Source organism: Bacillus sp. KNSH39 (genome assembly GCF_052656585.1).
Genome location: NZ_JBQXYO010000001.1, coordinates 1390426 through 1409937 on the forward strand (window position 1 = coordinate 1390426; position 19512 = coordinate 1409937).

A 19512-nucleotide genomic window follows, 5' to 3' on the forward strand; every position below is an offset into this window, starting at 1 on the left:
CGTATATCGATATTTTATAATTATATTCCAAAATATGCAAGAGTAATTTAATAATTAAATATCCATTTCTTTGAATTAAAAAATCATACCAATTTTCTGAATAATTTGTTAAAATATAGAAATATTAGCTCTTTTATAATGAAAGGAATGGTACATATGATAAATAAATTGAAAGAAAACATCGGATCTGTGTTTGTTGGTAAAGAAAATGTTATTGATCTACTGCTCGTTTCACTTCTTGCTGATGGACATGTACTACTCGAAGACGTGCCTGGTACTGGGAAAACGTTACTGGCGAAAACCATTTCAAAAAGTATTGGTGGTAGTTTTTCTCGCGTTCAATTTACCCCTGATGTACTTCCAAGTGATGTAACAGGTATTGAATACTTCAACCCAAAAACAAGCGAATTCGAATTAAGAATTGGACCAGTTATGACAAACATTTTGCTAGCAGATGAAATTAACCGTGCAATGCCAAGAACGCAGTCGAGTTTGTTAGAAGCGATGGAAGAACGACAAGTGACGCTGGAGAAGCAGTCAACTCCTCTTCCGAAACCGTTCTTTGTTATTGCGACGCAAAACCCAATTGAATCACAAGGGACTTTCCCTCTTCCAGATGCACAGCTTGATCGCTTTTTAATGACGATTTCAATCGGTCATCCAACTCCTAAAGATGAGTTACAAATGATGCGACGTTTTCGGAACGATTTACCATTAGAAAGTGTCACATCTGTCATCTCATTAGAAGATATTTTAGAAGCTCAAAAACGAGTAAAAGAAATATTTGTTTCGGAACCGTTAGAACATTACATTATTAAACTTGCTCATGCTACAAGAAATCATGATTATATCGCTAACGGTGTAAGCCCACGTGCCACATTAGCTTTAGTACGTGCTGTTCAAGCTTTAGCCTTTTTACGCGGGAGAGAATATTGCACACCAGAAGATATACAATTGTTAGTTCCTTCTGTTTGGAATCACCGTATCGTCTTATCAATGGAAGGTGCCCTGCGTACGACAAAGAATGATATTATGCAAAGTATTTTAAAAGAAGTTGACGTACCTGTGGAGATTGAACAAGCATGAATGGACAGCGTGTTGTAACTGTGCCTTTATTTTTTCAACTCCATATTATTCAACTAACCGTTCCAATCGCATTACTTTTCACATTCTTTTTCCCGCAACGAATGCTTATGTTTCTCTTTTTCTTCTATTATTTATTTGCGATTTTTATTTATAAATATGTCGCTTTCATAGAGAAGAAGTTTCAAATCATAAATGAGAAACAAACTACACGGATTTTTCCTGAGGAATCTGGACAGTTTTTTATTCATTTAAAAAATGGAGCCAGCATACCAATCGTTAATGGTGTTTGTTACTTTCATTTAAATTCGTCCCTTATACCGCATAAAGAGCAAGGCATTGAACAAATATCAAAAACGTTATTCTCTTTCCCATTTTCACAACCTGCACATTCGGCACAAAAATGGGGGTTAACATTAACCGCCACGAAGCGTGGTGTGTTTCAAATTGAACAATTTGAATGTGTATTAAAAGATCCATTTCATCTATTAACTGTACATTTACCTGTTTTTGATAAATTAAGGACTGAAATTATTGTGTATCCTTCTCCTAAAGAAGTAGCAGGTTTGCAAGAACTTCAGCAACTTTTGAATGGATCTTATCGAACGAATTTTTCTTTTTACAATGATGAAACATCTATTATCGGTGTAAAGCGATATGAGCGTGAGTCTTTCCGCTCTATTCATTGGAAGGCATCTGCTAAAATGCAACAATTACAGGCGAAGCAATATGAACCTGTAAAAAATTATAGTTGGACGATTTGTCTTTCTTTAGCTGCCGATCGTGGATTTGGTTGGAAAGATAATGTAGAAGAACTTATTTCATATACAACATACATTTTCCAGTATGCAACGAAGCACCACATTCCGTTTGAATTGTTTATTAGTGTATTAGCAGAAGGCGGTGCATTACATGTACCGTTAAATGAAGGACAAACACAATATGCAAAAGCTTTAGAAGAATTAGCCCGTATTTCAGATGATAGTACGTTACTTCCGAAACAAGGATTCCTTCATTATGTAAAGAGAAAAAGAGAACGATCGTCTACAATGATATACATTGGTTTACAAAGAAATGAACTCCCTCTTCTCTCGCAGCCAACGTTTCTCATTACTAGTGAAGGGATGGTGGAACCAGTTGAAAACTTGGCTATATCACATTCATGATTTCATTCTGCTCCTTCTGCTTTCATTATTAACAGAAAGAGATGAACTAATTAGTATTGCAATATTTTTAACAACAGGCTATATTGGAGTATTTCTTATTCATAAATTTATGCAGAAAAAAACAACAGGATTTGTAATACTTTTAGTTCTTCAAATCGTTCTTTTCTCTTTATTTTTACCTTTTTCTCTATTTGGCACAATCATATTACCACTATTTTTCTTTATCGTACATGTGGTCGGACCTGGATATCCAGTTCAAAAATCTTTAGGTGGTATTGTATGGTTTTTCGTTTCAGCTATATTTTATGCACCCTTTCCACCGTTGTGGAAACTATTAATGTTAGCCTTGCATCTTATGATTACATTTTGGTTAACCGGGGCCAATCGCAAACAACAACTATTACGTTTTTCTTCTATCATTACGATTGGCTTAATGAGTATATTAATTGTTCAAGTATTTCCTTTCATTCGACTTATTTTTGGTTTTATAACGGAAGTAGTCGCATTAGGCGTCGGCTATGCTTTAATGCCATTAATTAAAGCAGCGGAATTAAAAGATACTGAAGATGTTTGGGCAAATAAAGGACATCTCTTAAAACCAAAAATTGAAGACGGAAAAAAAATTCCTGATTTTGATCCAATACTCATAAATAGCACTACAATAATAGTCTGTACAGCTATCGCTATTTACGTCGTTTGGAAAATAGTAAAAAAACGAAAACATTTAAGTTTACCAAATATGCCCGCCTTCGAATCTACTATCATTACTGATAAAGAAGGAATGAGCCAAAATCGTTTTAAACGAAATAAACCGCCACATAACGAAATTCGGAAGGAAATTTTCAAGCTAGAGAGTAAGTTAACCCCTCCTTTAAATAGAAAACGGGGAGAAACTGTTGAGGCTTGGCTAGAAAGAATAAACGATGAAGAAGATGTAAATATTCAAAGTGATATTATTATAGATGCTTATAATACGGTGCGTTATTCAAATAGTGCAAACACTGTACTTCTACATGAATTTAAGGAAGAGATTCATAAGCTTTATGCATATCAAAAAAGTTTGAAGAAACGAAAGAAATAACGTAACAAAAAGACTCCTATATTCATAGGAGTCTTTTTGTACTTCTACGTTGCTTTTTAAATGGAAGCATTCTTCCCTGCTTCAATTTCTAATGACTCTTCATGCCACCAAAGTGTTTCTTCAGGGTCTTCTTTAGCGATTTGGTGTGCTTCTTTTTTCGTTTCTACTGTAGGATATGAACCTTTTAGCGCACGCCCTGAAGTTGTAACGAATAGTACACTAAATACAACTAATCCAATAATACTTACACCTGCTAAATAAAATGCCGGTGCGAGCGGGTTACCAGTTGCATGAACTAAGTATGAACATACAAGCGGTGTTGTTCCACCGAATATCGATACAGAAATATTAAATGAGATCGAAAGTGCTCGATAACGTACATCAGTGAAAAAGAGTGATGGTAATAATGAAGGTAATGTTCCTTCATATACACTTAAGAAGAAACCTAGTACGAAAATACCTGCAAATATAGCTGCAATATGTCCGTTACCTATTAGTAAAAATGCTGGAATTGCAAATACAGTTAAACCAAGTAAACCAATTTGCACAACGCGTTTATTACCAATTTTATCACTTAATTTACCGAAATATAGTGCTAGTGGAATCATAAGTGCCATCGTAATAGAAATAATTAATAAGCCTGTTGTTTCTTCGACTTTAAGTACTTGAGTTAGATAAGAAGGAATATACGAAAGAATCATATAATTTGTAATATTAAAGAAGGCGACAATTACTGTGCTTAATAAGAAGTCTTTTTTGTGATATTTAATAATATCCATGAATGAAAATTGTTCATTGTCTTCAGATTCCTCTTGTGCTTTTTCCATCTCTTCAAAGATTGGAGATTCATCTAGATGACGGCGTAAGTATAAACCGACCAAACCAATTGGTGCAGCTATTAAGAACGGAATACGCCATCCCCAGCTGAGCATTTGCTCATCTGTTAACAATAACGTCAAAATGGTAACAATTACCGATGCAGCAATGTAACCTGAGAGTGTTCCAATTTCAAGACCACTACCGAGTATACCACGCTTTTTATCTGGAGAAGATTCTGCGATATAAACCATTGCTCCTGAATATTCGCCGCCTGTAGAGAAGCCTTGAATCATTCGGGCAACTAAAAGTAGTATTGGTGCCCATACACCAATTTGTTCATAGGTTGGTAGTAATGCGATGAATAATGTAGAAAGTGCCATTAAAATAATAGTAGTACTTAACACGATTTTTCGGCCGTACTTATCTCCTATTCTACCAAAGAATACACCTCCGATTGGTCGAACGAGGAAGGCTGCTGCAAATGTACCGAATGTAAGTACAAGTTGCAATCCACTATTATCAACACCAGAGAAGAATAATTGACTTAAAATTACCGCTAAATACGCGTATAATCCGAAGTCAAACCACTCCATTGCGTTCCCTATACCAGTAGCAATTACTGCTTTCCTGGCTTGTTTAGGATTAACAATATTAACGTCTTGAGGTTCAAAATTTAAATCATTATTTTGTTGCATATAATAAAACAGCTCCTTATTTAATTTAACTTCTTTAAGCACACCTTCTCTTATTGAATAAAATTAATTCGAAGCACTTAAGGAAAAGCAACGTCTCCTTATCTGTTATTATTATTTCACATAATTAATTATTTGTCCAATTAAATGCTCTTTTTATATAAAATTAAACCCTGTTTAACTTGTTATAGAATGACGTTCAGCTTATATAACACATACCTTTACACTACAAATGAAATTTTAATTTATTTATATCTATACGTTTCTGTAATTGCTTCCTTTAACCTAGAAATTAGTAACTTTTACTAAAGATTTGCATATATTTAAAAAGTGAACTCATTAGCTCGAATTTTGTCTTATTACATTCAAATATAGTATTATTATAGATTTAAAGGAGGGTGTTTTATGTTGGAAATAATACTTTTACTTGCTACTATTTCTTTTCTCTTCATTATTTCTGGATTTTTCATTACCTTAAAACAATATAAAGAAATAAAAAATATAAAGACTATATTAACTACCAAAAAAGAAAATGAGAAAACTACATCCGAAAACTCAATCCCTATGCAATTAGACCTGAGCGTTCTCAATAATTTACTGGCTTCTGGAATAAATAAAGGTACTAATTCAGGTAATGAAAATTCTAAGTCTGAGAAAACTAAATAGTCGTTACGTATTTAATAAAATATATATCTCCTATTTTATCTAATCTTATTAATAACTACCTCTGATTAAAAAGGAGACTACTTATGTGTAAAAATCCGATTTCTATTATTATTCGTATACAGCATAACATAAAAGTTTTACCTGAAATTTTGAAAGCCTGTGAACAACTACACCCTTTAGAAATCATCCTTACTATTAACGGATATATCGATGATTCCATTGATATTGCACAATCTTACAATTGTAAAATTATCACATTAGAAGAACCGTCAGAATTAAATAATTGTTATGTAATTGGTGCCACAAAAGCAAAGGGTAAGTACCTCTTATTTTTAGATGCAAATTACATTATCCAATCTTCCTTACTTACACAATTTCTTCAACCATTACTAGACGAATCAGCTGACATAGTATTAAACAATTTAGATGACTTTTTTTATCAAAAGCAAAAGCCAACTATAGAAATGATTTGGCAGCAGGTTACGAATCATTTTTTTCATCGTCCAGATTTACATGTTAACTCACTATTATTTCCTCCCTATGCAATAACAAAAGAGATTCTTGATGCAATTACTCCAGAAAGTTTATTAAATCCGATATTGGCACAAATGAAAATTATTAAAAATAAATTTCGCATTAGCAATCATTTTAAAATTTCTATACCGCAAATTCCCTCCTTCCCCTCAAAACAACTCATTCGTTATCACCTAGAAGCAATTGAAAATTGGGTAAATATATTACAAAATTCAAGAGGAAACTATACTGATAATAATCGAAGGCGAGATATTATTTTAGAACTTCAAAACGGCGAACAAAGAGCTATACCCAAAATAATTACAGGTAAAAAGTTTTATTCAAATACTTATGGAAATAAACAATTATCCATCATTATCCCTGTTCAAAATGAAGAAAAAACGATAGAATCTATCATTTTTGAGGTGCAGAAATTAAAACCTTTAGAAATCATCATTATTGTTAATGGATCAACGGATAAAACAGAGGAATTGGCGAAGAATTGCGGTGCAACAGTTATTACTTACAAAGAAGCACTCGGCATTGATACCGGACGTGCCGTTGGTGCATATTTTGCAAAAGGTGATATATTATTATTTATTGATGGTGATTTCTTAATTCCTAGTTCTGATTTATTACCATTTGTACAATCTGTTCAAAATGGAACCGATTTAGCTTTAAATAAATTAGAGCACTACTACATGTATCGTGTTCCTTATACTATCGTAACTGCATGTAAGCATGTTGTTAATTTAGCATGTAATCGAAAAGATTTAGGTATGGGCTCCACAACTGCTGTCCCTCATGCTTTTAGTCGAAAATGCATTGATACAATTGGGTTTGATTCTCTTCTTTCACCAACCTTAAGTCAAGTTAAAACAATTTTAGCAGGATTGCATGTACAAAATGTTCATTCTATCGACGTTGACAAGATAAATCGAGTTCGACCAGAAAAACACTTCTCGCAGGAAGGCTACCTTTCATTAGCAACGCAACAAATCATTGGTGATCATATAGAAGCAATTTCTTACCTCATTGAACAAAAAAGAAACACTGAATACTTTTAATTGTATATTCTTACCACCAAATAATATATAAATTCATTTTAAATATATAGCAAAATAAAAAAAGATGGTTGTAACCATCTTTTTTATTTTTACATTAGATCAAAAGAAAAGTAGCAGGCAGGCTTTTCATTTCTGTATCTTTCTTAAGAAGTTTGAAAATAGAGGCTTGTTAATGAAGAGTCAACACTTAAATCATCTTTTAGTGCAATTGAGAAACATGCAACTAATGGTAAAGTAATAACAATTGATCCACTAGGACTAATTACAATAGTAGGACTTGTCCCACATGTGCCTCCACAATCGACTACTGCATCAATTCCACTACCAGGGGTAATTGTAATTTTAAGACACACATCTAAACAAACATTATTCGTAGTACATGCCATAACTCTCCCTCCTTTCTTTTAACAATATATGCAGTTAATTAAATTCGGACACGACTCTCTTACTAAGTCTTATAAATTAGATGTTATTTTATTATTAACTGCATAGAAAATTAACGTTTTATTAAACTATCTAAATCAACTAAAAAACTCAAATCATCCTTTACTGAAATAGAAACACATGCAATAAACGGTATTACATTAAAATTAGATAAACATTCATCATTGCACCTTACGAATATTTCTGCCCCACCATTTGGATTGACTTTAGTTTCTAAAGAAATATGAAAACAACTTTTATTGATGCAAGACAAGATATTCCCTCCTTTCTTATATCTAATATCAATTTATCCAAAAATAAAAATACCGTTACAACTTTATTTACTCTTTACCTTCCATACTTAAAATAAAAAAGATAAAAGCTTCTTCATATATATAAAGAAGCCTTTACCTTTTAGTTACTTGTTCATTTACTATCAGTCAGTGAAACATGCTCTTCACTTGTACCTGAGCTAAAAATAATAAAAATTTTTGATTTTAGTTTCATTGCAATACTAAATATCGTCAAGTTGCATAAATGAAATGTTTAAGTTACTCATTCAATAGACAAATTTACCTTTTAAAATAAATCTTTAAAATCCTTATTCTTCAATAAATATGAAAGTCCTTCTAAATGATCCCCAGTAATTCTCAATACAGCTGGTGGATGTCCTATCGTCGCAAAATGCTCTTGTGGCCGAATACGATTTGGTTTCATTACATCTACAAAATGGACACATTCGACTTTATACCCTTCTAATATTGCCTTTACTTGTGCAACACACGCTGTGTGAAGAGTGTCCCAGCCAATTCCCTCTAAACATTTTCTACTAATAGCATGGGGAACAGCAATTGTAGATCCTACCCCTAAATCTTTACGGTTACAAGCAATATTCAACATATATTTATATAAACTTACAATATATAGAGGAAATCTAAGATTTAAATTTAAATCATTTAAAACCATATCAACACCATCCGCAACAGCTTGCGTTAACGGATGAAGATCTTTTGCTGGAATAGCAAAATCAGCATCAATAAAGAGAAGTATATCTCCTGTCGCTTCTTGTGCACCAATTGCCCGTCCTACATCATGCCCTAATCTTTCTTCATAAACAATTACTGTTGCCCCTGATTGCTTAGCAATTGCTTCTGTTTGATCTGTTGACCCATTAATGACAACAATTATTTCTTTCGGTTCAATTTTTCTTGCCTCAAGAATAACTTCTTTAATCGTTGATTCTTCATTTTGTGCTGGTATAATAATTGATAACTGTTTTCCATTATAAATAGAGGAATTCATTCCCCATCCTTTATGGAAACGTGAATAATTCTTTTGTTTTTTTAACTGCTCTATAATTTCTCTTTTTCTTCCTCCATCTGTATAATTACCTCTATCATCTTTTCGTTGTAACCAACTCTCCAAAGCTTTTATATTTTCTTTAATCTCATATACTTCTAATTTAGTTAATCCATTTTTATAGAAAGAGGTTTTGTTTGCAGGCATATTATTCAAGGAGGTGTTAGTGATGGCTGACGAGGATTGTAGTCGCCACCCTTTCTCAATAAGAGTTACTTGGGACAGAATAGGGTTCTGCAAGATATCATATCCAATGTCTTCAATTGCTTTTTTAGTAATAGCATATGGCATAGATAACATCGAATCATATTTTAAATCCATACGCCCCAATACATCGTTTACTATTTTTCTATACACCATAGCAATGCTTGGCCATTCTACTCTCATCTTTTCAAAACAAACCGAGTCTATATTATTTAAAATTACATCCTGTTCCTTTTTTAGTAGCGGTTCTATAAATCGTTCTAATTCTACCGAAAAAATAACATCTTCTCCATTTAAAAATAAGACTACATCACCATTGGCGACTTTTGCCCCATGAACTGGTGCTTTCCATTTACTTTTCTCCTCAATCACAACAACGTTACTTTCAACAAATGTTGGTATAGATTGTATCGCACTCATTCTATCATCAGCTACAATAATAATTTCTAGTGGTTTTATATGCTGCACTTTATTTAAAATTTGATTCAATTTTGATTTTTCTTCTCCTAAAACTATAACAACTGATAGGTCCACTTCTTTTTGTTCTTCTTTTACAGTCTGATTAGGTTTTACTTTTTTTATATATTCAATTGTTTCACTCTTCCCTACAGCTGCATGCCCTGCTTTTTTATCAAAATATAAGTCAATTATAATTTGATTTACTTCCGTGTCTTTATCAAGTTGCTCTAATTCGGAAATAAATGGTAGCAAATGATTTTGCACATCAAATTCACACGCGAAATTTTGCAAAAAATAAATATTCGGTACATATTTAATGTGATTAAAAAATTTCACAACATTAATTCTTTCACCAAATTTCTCTTCAACTTCTTCTCTTGATAAATTTGGATAAGACAAATCGAAAACTAGATTTATTGGTACAGGTATCCATTTTAATAAATTTGTTTGAGGATTATTAATGAAAGCTGTGGAGCCCTTAACGAATCCAGCTAAAATTAAAGACATAAATCCTCCCCCAGAACTGCCATAAAACAACACATTTTTCGAATCAACTTTTAACTTTACAAATACTATTTCTAAAATATTTGCTATATCTTGTAAATAAAATCTATTTAACTCTCCCTGTCCCCAACCTAAAGATAATTTTCCAAGATATAACGTAGGGTCATTATAATATATAACAGTATCTTCAAATTCATCCATCCAAGAATGTCGATGAAAAATAGGTGGACCAATTGGCTGTTCTTGAAACCCACCTGCTCCGGATCCAAAAACAATAGTGTTAGAAGCATCGGGCTTAATACGAATTAAAAATTCATACGTTACTTTATCCCAATCAACCTTGAGTATAAATGGTTCTGTAATTTGAAAATCCATTTGCCATAATTGTTCATATGAAATGTTAATTATTTTATACTGGTCTAACAGTTTAATCACCCTTTCCATCCATTTCAAGTTGTTCTATCAAGTAAGAGAGAGCTTCAACGTGATCACCAATGATTCTTAATACTGCCGGAGGATGCCCATTGTGACTTACATTCTCCATTAAACGAATTCTATTCGGTTTTACAACATCAACGTAATGTACACATTCTACTCTATACCCTTGTAATATTGCTTTTACTTGTGCAAGACTAGGGCATAGTAAGCTTTCCCAGCCTATTGCATCTAAACATGATCTACTCATAGCATGTGGAATTGCTACTAATGAGCCATTGCTTAATTCTGGACGATTATATGCTAAATTAAGCATATATTTTACGACGTCTACAACATAAAACGGAGGGTGTAACATCGGATTCAAATCATTTAATGCTATGTCTACACCAGCTGAAACTGCTTTTGTAAAATGATGCAAATTACTTCCTGAAACACTAAAATCACCATCAATAAATAAAAGAATATCTCCTGTAGCTTCAAGCGCTCCAATAGCACGTCCAACATTATGACCAAGTCGTTCGTTATATTCAATAATAGTAACACCAAGTCTTTTAGCAATATTAGCCGTTTGATCTGTCGAACCATTTACAACGACGATGATTTCTAGTGGTTCTATTTTTCTCGCCTCAAGTATTACTTGTTCTATAGTCTCTTCTTCATTTTGTACTGGTATAATGACAGAAAGTTGCTTCCCATCATAAATTGAAGAATGCATTCCCCACCCTTGATGATAGGAAGGGTATCGCTTACATTCACCTAGTTTTTGAACAATATCTCTTCTTTTTCCTGCATCAGTAAACCCTACTCTTCTTCCTTTTTTCTCTATCCATTTAGCTATACCGCGTAAATATCTTTCTACTTTCTCTTTTTCATTTTTGGATAACTCTTTTTTTATTAAATATCCTCCTTCCTCTATAGTCTCATCTTTAGATAACGTATTGATTGCATATTGATCGTTAATCCGCCACCCTTGATTCACAATCTTCATATGAGATAGAACGATATCTTCCATATAATTAAAGCCGATATTTTCCACTACTTCTTTCGTAAGCGCATATGGTAACGAAAGTATTGAATTGCTTTTTAAATCTGGTCGACTTAAAATTTCATTTAACATTTTTCTCCATACAATATCCATATTTGGACATTTACCTATTTCTATCAATTTATCTATTTTATTTAAAACTACATCGGCTTGATTTGTAACAATTGGCTCAATAAATCTCTGCATTTCATTTGTGGATAACGAAAAATTGCCATCTAAAAATAATAAAACTTCTCCTTTTGCTGCCTTTATACAAGCTCCATATCCATCATAATGCTTATTATATTTGTCCATAAAAACAATATGACATTTATGTTTCTTTGCTATTTCATACAAATTACTTCTATCGTTAGGAACGAAAATTATAATTTCAAGAGGATTTAGCTTCCATATAGATTGAATTGACTCTTCTAATATTTGCTCTCTTTCACTGTACAAAATAATAACCGTTAACGATTTCATTACACGCCCCCTTTACACATCATGTGACATAAAATATTAAGTATTACCATTTCCTATGAATTTGCTACTTTATTAACATATTCAAAAGTGAATTATACTGTGTGAAAACAAACGTCTATTTTTAAAAATATAATTCTGCACTTACCTCCTTTCTCTTATCATTGTTTGTTACAACTCTCACCATAAAAAACAAAAAAAGTCCTAATTTCTTTAGGACTTTTTTAAATAAATTTATCAATATTATTAATTTTATATACTACCTTTTTCCATGTTATACCGCGATCTTTTGTAGTAAATATTTCTTTTTTATTACACGCCCAACCTTTACGCCGATTAAAAAAATGCAAACAAAATACATTTTTTAACAATTGATTACTTGATACTTTAATCCATTTTGCTCCTTTTTTTATTATTTGATACACACTTCCATTTTCACTATTTATAACCCAGCCATAATAGGAACTAAAAAACGAAACAGCCACTTTACTAGTATTTATTGTTTTATTTGAAATATGCCACGAATTCCCTTTATCAAATGAGTAATTCATTAAAAATACATCATCATTCTTTTTAGTTGGTATTACTAATAAGTTATTTTTATAGATTGCTTTATAAGCCATAGCAGTCCCATTGTTAATTCCTTCAAGACTTGGAATATCTTTTACAGGATGCCAACTTTCCCCACCATTTATTGTTTTAAATACCGTTGATGTTTCATAATGTTTTTGTAATGAAATAAACCCAATTAGATCGTTTATAAATGTTATCCCTGAAATACTATCACTAATACTTATATTTTTTATTAATTTCCAAACTTTCCCTTTCGTTTTCAAATAGTATAAATTATGTTCAAATTTATTTGATGCAAGCTTTCTAGATAATACAATCCATATACTATCCATATTCGTAGCATGCAATTGTACTTGAACATCAGTCGATTTCTCCCAATCTTCTTCAACCGGTAAAATAAACTTACTCCACCTTTCTCCTCTATTAACTGTATAAAATATAGCTGGCAATAAATCGTCATTCTTTTTTGTTAAACCATATGCCCAAGAGCTTCGAGCGTTTATTGGATACCCAAATAATACAATTGAATTAAGAGGATTGACAACATCCCATTCTACTCCTCTATTTTGAGTATATAAGATAGCCTGCTTTTTATTTGTATATTGAATACTAGCCCAACCATATTTATCCGTTCTCATTTGTAAAGAAGTAAATTGAATATCATTATTTTCCAATATATCACCTCATTCTTATTATTTATATATTCGTATGCTATTATTTTCAAAACGTTCTATCATTAGTTATTTAAACCACCCGCTTTATCTACTATCTTTATACTTACTTTCCCTTTTCTTCACCACTCAAATATAACGAAATTCCTTCTATTTTTCCGTTATCATATAAAAACGACTGTATTTTACAAAATTCAACTATAAAAAATGCACCCCAATTGTAAACTATCCCCAACAATTAGAGTGCACTTTATATAAAATATAGCTTTAATTTTTAAGCACTTACTACAGCAGCAACTTTATCTAAACAAATAATAAACTGATTCATAAATGCGTCAATTTCCTCTTTCGTAATAATATACGGCGGAAGTAATCGAATAATATTCCCTTTTGTTACATCGACTAACATTCCTTTATTCATTAGCTCAACCTGTAATTTCTTCACATTTTCATTCGTATCATTCAGACTAATTCCAAACATCATGCCAGCATGACGCACTTCCTGTATATAATAAGAATTTTCTTTCTGAATGTCTTGCAGTTTGCCATTCAAATATAGTGACGTTTCATAAGCTTCTTGCATTAACCCATCATCAAGTAATGTATTTAATACCGTTAAACCTAAAGCTGTTCCCATTGATGAATGAGCAAACGTTGTCCCGTGATCTCCTGGTGAAAATACATCACATAACTTTTCACCTACAATAATTCCTCCTAGCGGTATCCCGCCTCCTGCTCCTTTACCAATTTGAATAATGTCCGGTGTGATATTAAAATTTTGATAAGCAAATAGTTTTCCCGTTCGACCCATACCACTTTGAACTTCATCAACGACAAGAAGTACATTATATTTTTCACATAAATTTTGAACACCATGCAAATATTTACTTGATAAAGGATAAATTCCCCCACTTCCTAAAACAGGCTCTAGCATAATCGCAATTGGTTTTTCTTTAATAATGGTCTCCTCTAATTGGTCTATATTCTCACGCTCTACTTCGTATACAGGAATAGATGTTTTAGGGAAATTTTGATATACCTTTTCTTGTCTCGTAAAATGTAGTGCCCCTAACGTCCTCCCGTGAAAACTATCTTTTAACACAACTACTCCGTCACGCTCTTCATTCGCAATAGATCTATATTTATCAATTAATTTTAATGTCGTTTCTGTCGCTTCCGTACCAGAGTTTGTAAAAAAGACTTTTCCGCTTTTTAAAGTACACTCTACTAATTTCTTTGCATACTCAATTGCAACTGGGTTTAAGAAATGAAACGGTAAATGCAACGATTTCACAACTTGCTCCATTGTCGTTTGTACAATTTTAGGATGATTGTATCCTAGTACATTTACTCCTACGCCAGAAAATAAATCTAAATACTCTTTACCATCTACATCATATAGTTTACATCCTTCTCCTCTTTCCATTGCAACCTCTGTCCGACAATATGTAGACATCATATATTCTTTATCTAATTGAAACCAATCCGACATGTTAAATTCCTCCTAGTTATTTTTCCTTTTTTAACGTTTATTCTCTATATAATCGTTTATAAATTAAGTTTTAAGATTGAAATTTTAATAGTGGTTTTCTTCCACATTTTTTATTAAAACGTGTGCTTTCTCTTCCCGATATTCATTTTTCCATAATTTCTTCTATTTCAACAGGTCCACTACATATGTGTTTTTTTCATCTAGCGGTATGTTACTGCTTTGAACTTTGTATGTCATACATAATCGAGACTATAAAATCATATTTAGTAACAATCGACGAAAAAATTTGGAGGCTATATCGATGAATGAAAAATATGATAAACATAGGAAAGAATTATTAGAAGAAGACTTTAATAAACATCGAGAACTTACTGAACCAGCTAAATTTCACTCTCAAACAGTTGGTTCACGTGGACCTGTACTAGAGCAAGATAGTGTACTGCATGAGTCATTACAACAATTTATTCATGAAAAAATTTTAGAAAGACCTGTTCATGTAAAAGGATTTGGTGCGTTCGGTTATTTTCAAACGATATATTCGATGTCTGAACATACTAAATTAAGTTTTTTACAAAATTCTAATGAGAAAGTTCCTGTTATGGTTCGATTTTCGTTAGCTGTTAGTACGAAAGGAACACCGGATACTGCTAGAAATGTACGCGGTTTTTCCACAAAATTTTATTCAAAAGAAGGCATTTTTGACCTTTTATGTAATCACATTCCTGTTTTTTCTGTCCGTGATCCAATGCGTTTCCCTGAAACGATTCAAGCATTATTGCCTTCACCTAAAAATAACTTAATAGACCCTAATAGATTTTGGAGTTTTGTCGCTAAAGCACCTGAATCTATTCATTTTGTTGTCCGTTTATACTCTAATAATGGTACGGCCAAAAGTCTTCGCCACATTCCAGGACATAGTGTTAATACATATGTATGGAGAAATGCGGAAGGTAATCGAAAGTATGTAAAGTATCATTGGTACCCGTTTGAAGGTGTACAGTACATTACTAGTAAAGAAGCAATTAAACTAGCTGCCGAAAATCCTGATTATAGCGGGAAAGATTTATATGATGCAATTGAAAATGGTAAACCAGTGGAGTATGGTTTATACGTCCAGCTCATGGATCCGAAAGATGAAGCGCATCTTTCTTATGATCCTTTAGATGACACAAAAGTATGGGATGAACAGACGTATCCTCTCATACCAGTCGGGAAAATGGTATTAAATAAAAATCCTGAAAATTTTATGGAACAAGTAGAAAAGGTCGCATTCTCTCCTTCTAATTTACTGGATGGTGCAGAACTATCAGATGATAAAATGCTGCAAGGGCGCGCTAACATTTACAGTGATTCACAAAGAAGAAGAATTGGTCCAGAATTTCGCAAATTAACGATTAACCAGCAGCAAGATTGGACACCTGCTAATCAAATTACAACCGGTGAAGGAAGGTACGTTGAAGGTAAACTTGAAAGAACTTCTATAATGAAACAGGATGACTTTACGCAGGCTGGTGAATTTTATACGAAGTTACAGCCAATAGAAAAAGAACATCTCGCTGAAAACTTAGCTAGTGATTTGAAAGTTATATCCGATGATATTAGGGAGATCGTTTTGGGGTATTTCAATCAAGTATCAACTGATTTGAAAACAAGCATTGAGACAAAAATGAAAGAGCATTAAGAAGATTAAAACATGCTTTACGAATGAGAATTCAAATCTATATTAATTATTTTCTTGTCAAAATCCAATGAGGTTATTTAATTTGAAAATATAAAGCCAACATATCCCTGTTCTATAATTAGAACAGGGATATGTTGGCTTAGTTTAATGTTTAACATTACATACTTTATTTCGCTAAAAAATGCGATAAGTAGCCTTTCAAAACAAACTATAGTAAACTATTTTACTTGTACCGTATAATTCCCTGTTCCACCACCATACTTATATACACTTAAGTAATATTTCCCTGGCTTTGCATTATAATTTCCAAGCAATTTGTTTCCATCACGTTTTGTTGCATAAGCTACATAATTATTTAAATCTGATTCAGAATATAATACCCAGTTCAGTCCAAGATTTTGTTCGTTCGTAACAGAAATTTGTAAATCTTTTTGATCCTTTACATCAATAACAAATTTATCCCCCTGATCTTGATCGCTCAAGGTTCCTCTTAACAAAATATTCAAAGATAGTGGGTTTGCTGTTTCAAATGAATTATTTGGTTCTTTTTCTACAGCCGTACCTTCTTCCGTATTCACTCCGCTAAACACAACATCATATTCAAATTGCCCAGCATTATTTACACGGTAATTTACAAAATAAGCAGTCAATGTTTTATATCCAGTCCACTCTTTTCCTGAAAGACGTTTCAACATATCATTTGTTGCTTCATTCATCACTTTCCAGTCCTCAACTTCTCCTTTAGCCACACTTCCTGTATATGTTCCCTGTAGTGTAAATGTATTAAAGAATTGTGATTTATTCTTTGTTACTTTCACATCTTTTAATTTCGCTTCATTCGTAATATCTGAAGTAACGTCCGAAAGCGATTTTGGATCATGTTGAGTTAAATATTCATCTGATACTTGGGGAATCGTATACTTATCGCGATTATCAATAAGCATTTGCATATAAGATTGATATTCTTCATTTAACTTATTATCTTTGCTTAATGTAGCACGGTATGCATCGTAACTTGAAACATCATTTGCGCGAATTAAATCATGTACTTTATCGAACATTTCTGGGCGCTTATTATACATATATGATTGCAGCGCAAACGAATAATTATAAAAATCCCACGTTCCATATTTCGCATTTAACGTTTGTGATGCTGTATAACGTTTTGCAGGATCATTAGATAACCCGCTAATTATACTTTTTCGCGGTACTACACTATCTAATCGAGTTGCACCTGCAAAGAACTCTGCATTCCCTTCTTCAAACCATGTTAAACGTTCATTTTGATACATTTCCCCTTGGCCCCATAATCCCTGAACTTCGTACCTTCCCTGTAAGTAGTGCGTAAATTCATGGCGGAACAATTCTTCCAGACTATAAATACTTTGCTCTGGTGTACGTTCATATGTAAAGAAAGTTCCTGTCCCTTCAATATAAATCCCACCATTATTCGTTTCATATCCGTACAGTTGACGATTAAATTGATACTCATCTGGGCTATTATAAATAACCATCGTTAACACATCATCAGCATGTCCACTTTCAAGTGGTTTATCGCTACCAACTGTACGATAAAATTGAGAACGCACCTCTTTTGCCGCCCAGTATAGACGTTTAATTTTCTCTTCGCTAACTTTATCCCCAGCTTTAAAGACAATTGCTCCATCATCAAACGTATACGTTTTCGGTAAATATTTCTTTTTACCTTCTTCTCGAATTTGATCTAAATTTACAGTTTTTCCATTCGCATCTATTCCTCCATAATTTGTAGTAATTTGTTCTGCCGCAACAAAGTATTGCTCTCCTAAATATGGGTAAATTCGCATTGCATCTGTAACAACTTGTTGTCCTTTTGTCGGCGTGCTATGAAGCTTGCCCAATCGGCCAGCATAATAAATTCCATTATTAATTAACCATCCGTTTTTATTTGTTACTGTACCAAGTAGTGCAAAACGATTTACTTCATTAATAAAGTTATCGATATTCCGAAACCACATCGTATCTTTTGGCTCTTTTCCAGTCGTGTACATATCCGTCTGAATATCAAAGTCAATTCCCTTCATCAACTCATATATAGCGTCTCCTTTTGTTCGGTCTTCAATGAAAGTTGCAAGATTATCGTTATATTGTTTAAAAATTTCACCTGCATATAAAACCGTTTCAACATCTGCTGATGCATTTCCAATTAATTTTCCATATGATGCAATTATTTTATTTTGTTCTGATGTACCAAGTTTGAAATTTGGATTTTTTGCAATTGTTTTTAAAGCTGGTAAACACTTATCATGGTAGCTACGCTCATTTAGTTTGCTTAATTCATCATGGTAAAAACCTAAATAAAATGCTGCACGTAGAGCTTCTACTAATGTTTCAATCCCTTTTGAATCATCTTTCGTATAAGCTTGTCCTTGTTCTGCTAGTTTATTAATAATTGCTTGCATTCGGCTATCATCTTGATAGAATTTAAGACTATCACTATTAAACTGAAATAATTCCGGAATTTGATACCATTTAATTGTCACAAGAAGATCAGTTAATTGTTTATTATTTAATTGATTTAACTCAGCCATTGAATACTTTTTTTCTTCAGCTAACGGTTTAATATTATCGGTTGGTGCTAGTGGACGCTGTGATAAATCCGCTAATTTTAACCGTTTTGTAAAAGATGCATTTTCTTGTACTTTTGAAGGGTGCGCCAATTCATCAACAGATTTCTGTATTCCTACCGGCTCCATTTGTAATACGTTCTTCACATTTTGCTCTTTTGTCTCTGCTTGAATTTGCAAACCATTACATGTTATTGTCACTAATCCAACACCAAGAATCCACTTAGAAATTTTCGAATATTTAACCATCCCATTGCCCCCTAATAATTTAAAAGAAAATTCAGAATTTTGAAATCAAAAAAACCACTTATTTGTATGTATTTACAGTTCCGCTATAAATACAACTATGATTAATAATGCAATAGTAGCTTGTTTTATACTATTACGAGTACAGATTCCTTACATACAATCTCCCTTCCTTACATGTAATACAAGCAAAAACCGTGCCAATCATATTTCTTATGAATAGCCAACATTCTTTTATAAATACTGTAGAATAAAATATACATAG

14 protein-coding genes are annotated in these 19512 nt (G+C 32.6%); 6 read left to right on the top strand and 8 right to left on the bottom strand.

Annotation, left to right across the window (positions count from 1 at the left end; genetic code table 11):
- The first annotated feature begins 156 nt into the window (after positions 1-156).
- From ACUL40_RS07025 to ACUL40_RS07035, 3 genes are read left to right on the top strand one after another with little or no spacing between them, the layout of a single operon-like run.
- On the top strand, positions 157-1086 hold the full coding sequence (locus tag ACUL40_RS07025) for an AAA family ATPase (RefSeq protein ID WP_000608784.1): 930 nt from the start codon (positions 157-159) through the stop codon (positions 1084-1086).
- The gene (locus ACUL40_RS07030; RefSeq protein ID WP_167316394.1) at positions 1083-2249 is read left to right on the top strand and encodes a DUF58 domain-containing protein; all 1167 of its coding nucleotides are present in this window, start codon (positions 1083-1085) and stop codon (positions 2247-2249) included. Before ACUL40_RS07025 ends, ACUL40_RS07030 begins: the two co-directional genes overlap by 4 nt.
- Positions 2221-3330, top strand: a complete 1110-nt coding sequence (locus ACUL40_RS07035) for a DUF4018 domain-containing protein (RefSeq protein WP_000860478.1) — start codon at positions 2221-2223, stop codon at positions 3328-3330. Before ACUL40_RS07030 ends, ACUL40_RS07035 begins: the two co-directional genes overlap by 29 nt.
- A 56-nt stretch (positions 3331-3386) precedes the next feature.
- On the opposite strand, the gene ACUL40_RS07040 is transcribed toward ACUL40_RS07035, so the two are convergent.
- Complete coding sequence (locus tag ACUL40_RS07040; RefSeq protein ID WP_001186926.1) at positions 3387-4844, bottom strand: MFS transporter; 1458 nt, start codon at positions 4842-4844, stop codon at positions 3387-3389.
- Between the two features lie 402 nt (positions 4845-5246).
- On the opposite strand from ACUL40_RS07040, the gene ACUL40_RS07045 reads away from it, so the two are divergent.
- Both ACUL40_RS07045 and ACUL40_RS07050 read left to right on the top strand, forming a co-directional pair.
- A complete protein-coding gene (locus tag ACUL40_RS07045; protein WP_000889737.1) occupies positions 5247-5507 on the top strand; it encodes a hypothetical protein in 261 nt (86 codons plus the stop codon).
- Between the two features lie 83 nt (positions 5508-5590).
- Positions 5591-7087 (top strand): glycosyltransferase, encoded by a 1497-nt coding sequence (locus ACUL40_RS07050; RefSeq protein WP_000335242.1) that lies wholly within the window; start codon positions 5591-5593, stop codon positions 7085-7087.
- Positions 7088-7230: 143 nt separating this feature from the next.
- Here the strand turns inward: ACUL40_RS07050 and ACUL40_RS07055 are convergent, their stop codons facing one another.
- The 6 genes from ACUL40_RS07055 to ACUL40_RS07080 all read right to left on the bottom strand — a co-directional run bounded on the left by ACUL40_RS07055 (position 7231) and on the right by ACUL40_RS07080 (position 14714).
- On the bottom strand, positions 7231-7473 hold the full coding sequence (locus ACUL40_RS07055; RefSeq protein WP_000752474.1) for a hypothetical protein: 243 nt from the start codon (positions 7471-7473) through the stop codon (positions 7231-7233).
- Between the two features lie 110 nt (positions 7474-7583).
- The gene (locus ACUL40_RS07060) at positions 7584-7784 is read right to left on the bottom strand and encodes a hypothetical protein (protein WP_001277646.1); all 201 of its coding nucleotides are present in this window, start codon (positions 7782-7784) and stop codon (positions 7584-7586) included.
- 305 nt (positions 7785-8089) lie between these two features.
- On the bottom strand, positions 8090-10411 hold the full coding sequence (locus ACUL40_RS07065; RefSeq protein ID WP_002041379.1) for a glycosyltransferase: 2322 nt from the start codon (positions 10409-10411) through the stop codon (positions 8090-8092).
- Between the two features lie 52 nt (positions 10412-10463).
- On the bottom strand, positions 10464-11981 hold the full coding sequence (locus tag ACUL40_RS07070) for a glycosyltransferase family 2 protein (protein ID WP_000839298.1): 1518 nt from the start codon (positions 11979-11981) through the stop codon (positions 10464-10466).
- A 221-nt stretch (positions 11982-12202) separates the two neighbouring features.
- Positions 12203-13225: a hypothetical protein gene (locus tag ACUL40_RS07075; protein ID WP_445423076.1), complete on the bottom strand. Its 1023-nt coding sequence runs from the start codon at positions 13223-13225 to the stop codon at positions 12203-12205.
- Positions 13226-13496: 271 nt separating this feature from the next.
- Entirely contained in the window at positions 13497-14714 is a 1218-nt protein-coding gene (locus tag ACUL40_RS07080) for an aspartate aminotransferase family protein (protein WP_001286475.1), read from the bottom strand.
- A 301-nt stretch (positions 14715-15015) separates the two neighbouring features.
- Between ACUL40_RS07080 and ACUL40_RS07085 the strand changes: the two genes are divergently transcribed.
- Positions 15016-16395, top strand: a complete 1380-nt coding sequence (locus tag ACUL40_RS07085; RefSeq protein ID WP_001003610.1) for a catalase — start codon at positions 15016-15018, stop codon at positions 16393-16395.
- A gap of 218 nt (positions 16396-16613) precedes the next feature.
- Here ACUL40_RS07085 and colA read toward each other — a convergent pair whose 3' ends face one another.
- Positions 16614-19250 (bottom strand): collagenase ColA, encoded by a 2637-nt coding sequence (colA, locus tag ACUL40_RS07090; RefSeq protein WP_445423077.1) that lies wholly within the window; start codon positions 19248-19250, stop codon positions 16614-16616.
- Positions 19251-19512: the final 262 nt, after the last annotated feature.

Coding starts and splice junctions, on each gene's coding strand:
- ACUL40_RS07055 (WP_000752474.1), bottom strand. CDS start 7,473: ATGGCATGTACTACGAATAATGTTTGTTTAGATGTGTGTCTTAAAATT.
- ACUL40_RS07070 (WP_000839298.1), bottom strand. CDS start 11,981: ATGAAATCGTTAACGGTTATTATTTTGTACAGTGAAAGAGAGCAAATA.
- ACUL40_RS07085 (WP_001003610.1), top strand. CDS start 15,016: ATGAATGAAAAATATGATAAACATAGGAAAGAATTATTAGAAGAAGAC.
- ACUL40_RS07080 (WP_001286475.1), bottom strand. CDS start 14,714: ATGTCGGATTGGTTTCAATTAGATAAAGAATATATGATGTCTACATAT.
- ACUL40_RS07050 (WP_000335242.1), top strand. CDS start 5,591: ATGTGTAAAAATCCGATTTCTATTATTATTCGTATACAGCATAACATA.
- colA (WP_445423077.1), bottom strand. CDS start 19,250: ATGGTTAAATATTCGAAAATTTCTAAGTGGATTCTTGGTGTTGGATTA.
- ACUL40_RS07040 (WP_001186926.1), bottom strand. CDS start 4,844: ATGCAACAAAATAATGATTTAAATTTTGAACCTCAAGACGTTAATATT.
- ACUL40_RS07030 (WP_167316394.1), top strand. CDS start 1,083: ATGAATGGACAGCGTGTTGTAACTGTGCCTTTATTTTTTCAACTCCAT.
- ACUL40_RS07025 (WP_000608784.1), top strand. CDS start 157: ATGATAAATAAATTGAAAGAAAACATCGGATCTGTGTTTGTTGGTAAA.
- ACUL40_RS07065 (WP_002041379.1), bottom strand. CDS start 10,411: ATGGATTTTCAAATTACAGAACCATTTATACTCAAGGTTGATTGGGAT.
- ACUL40_RS07045 (WP_000889737.1), top strand. CDS start 5,247: ATGTTGGAAATAATACTTTTACTTGCTACTATTTCTTTTCTCTTCATT.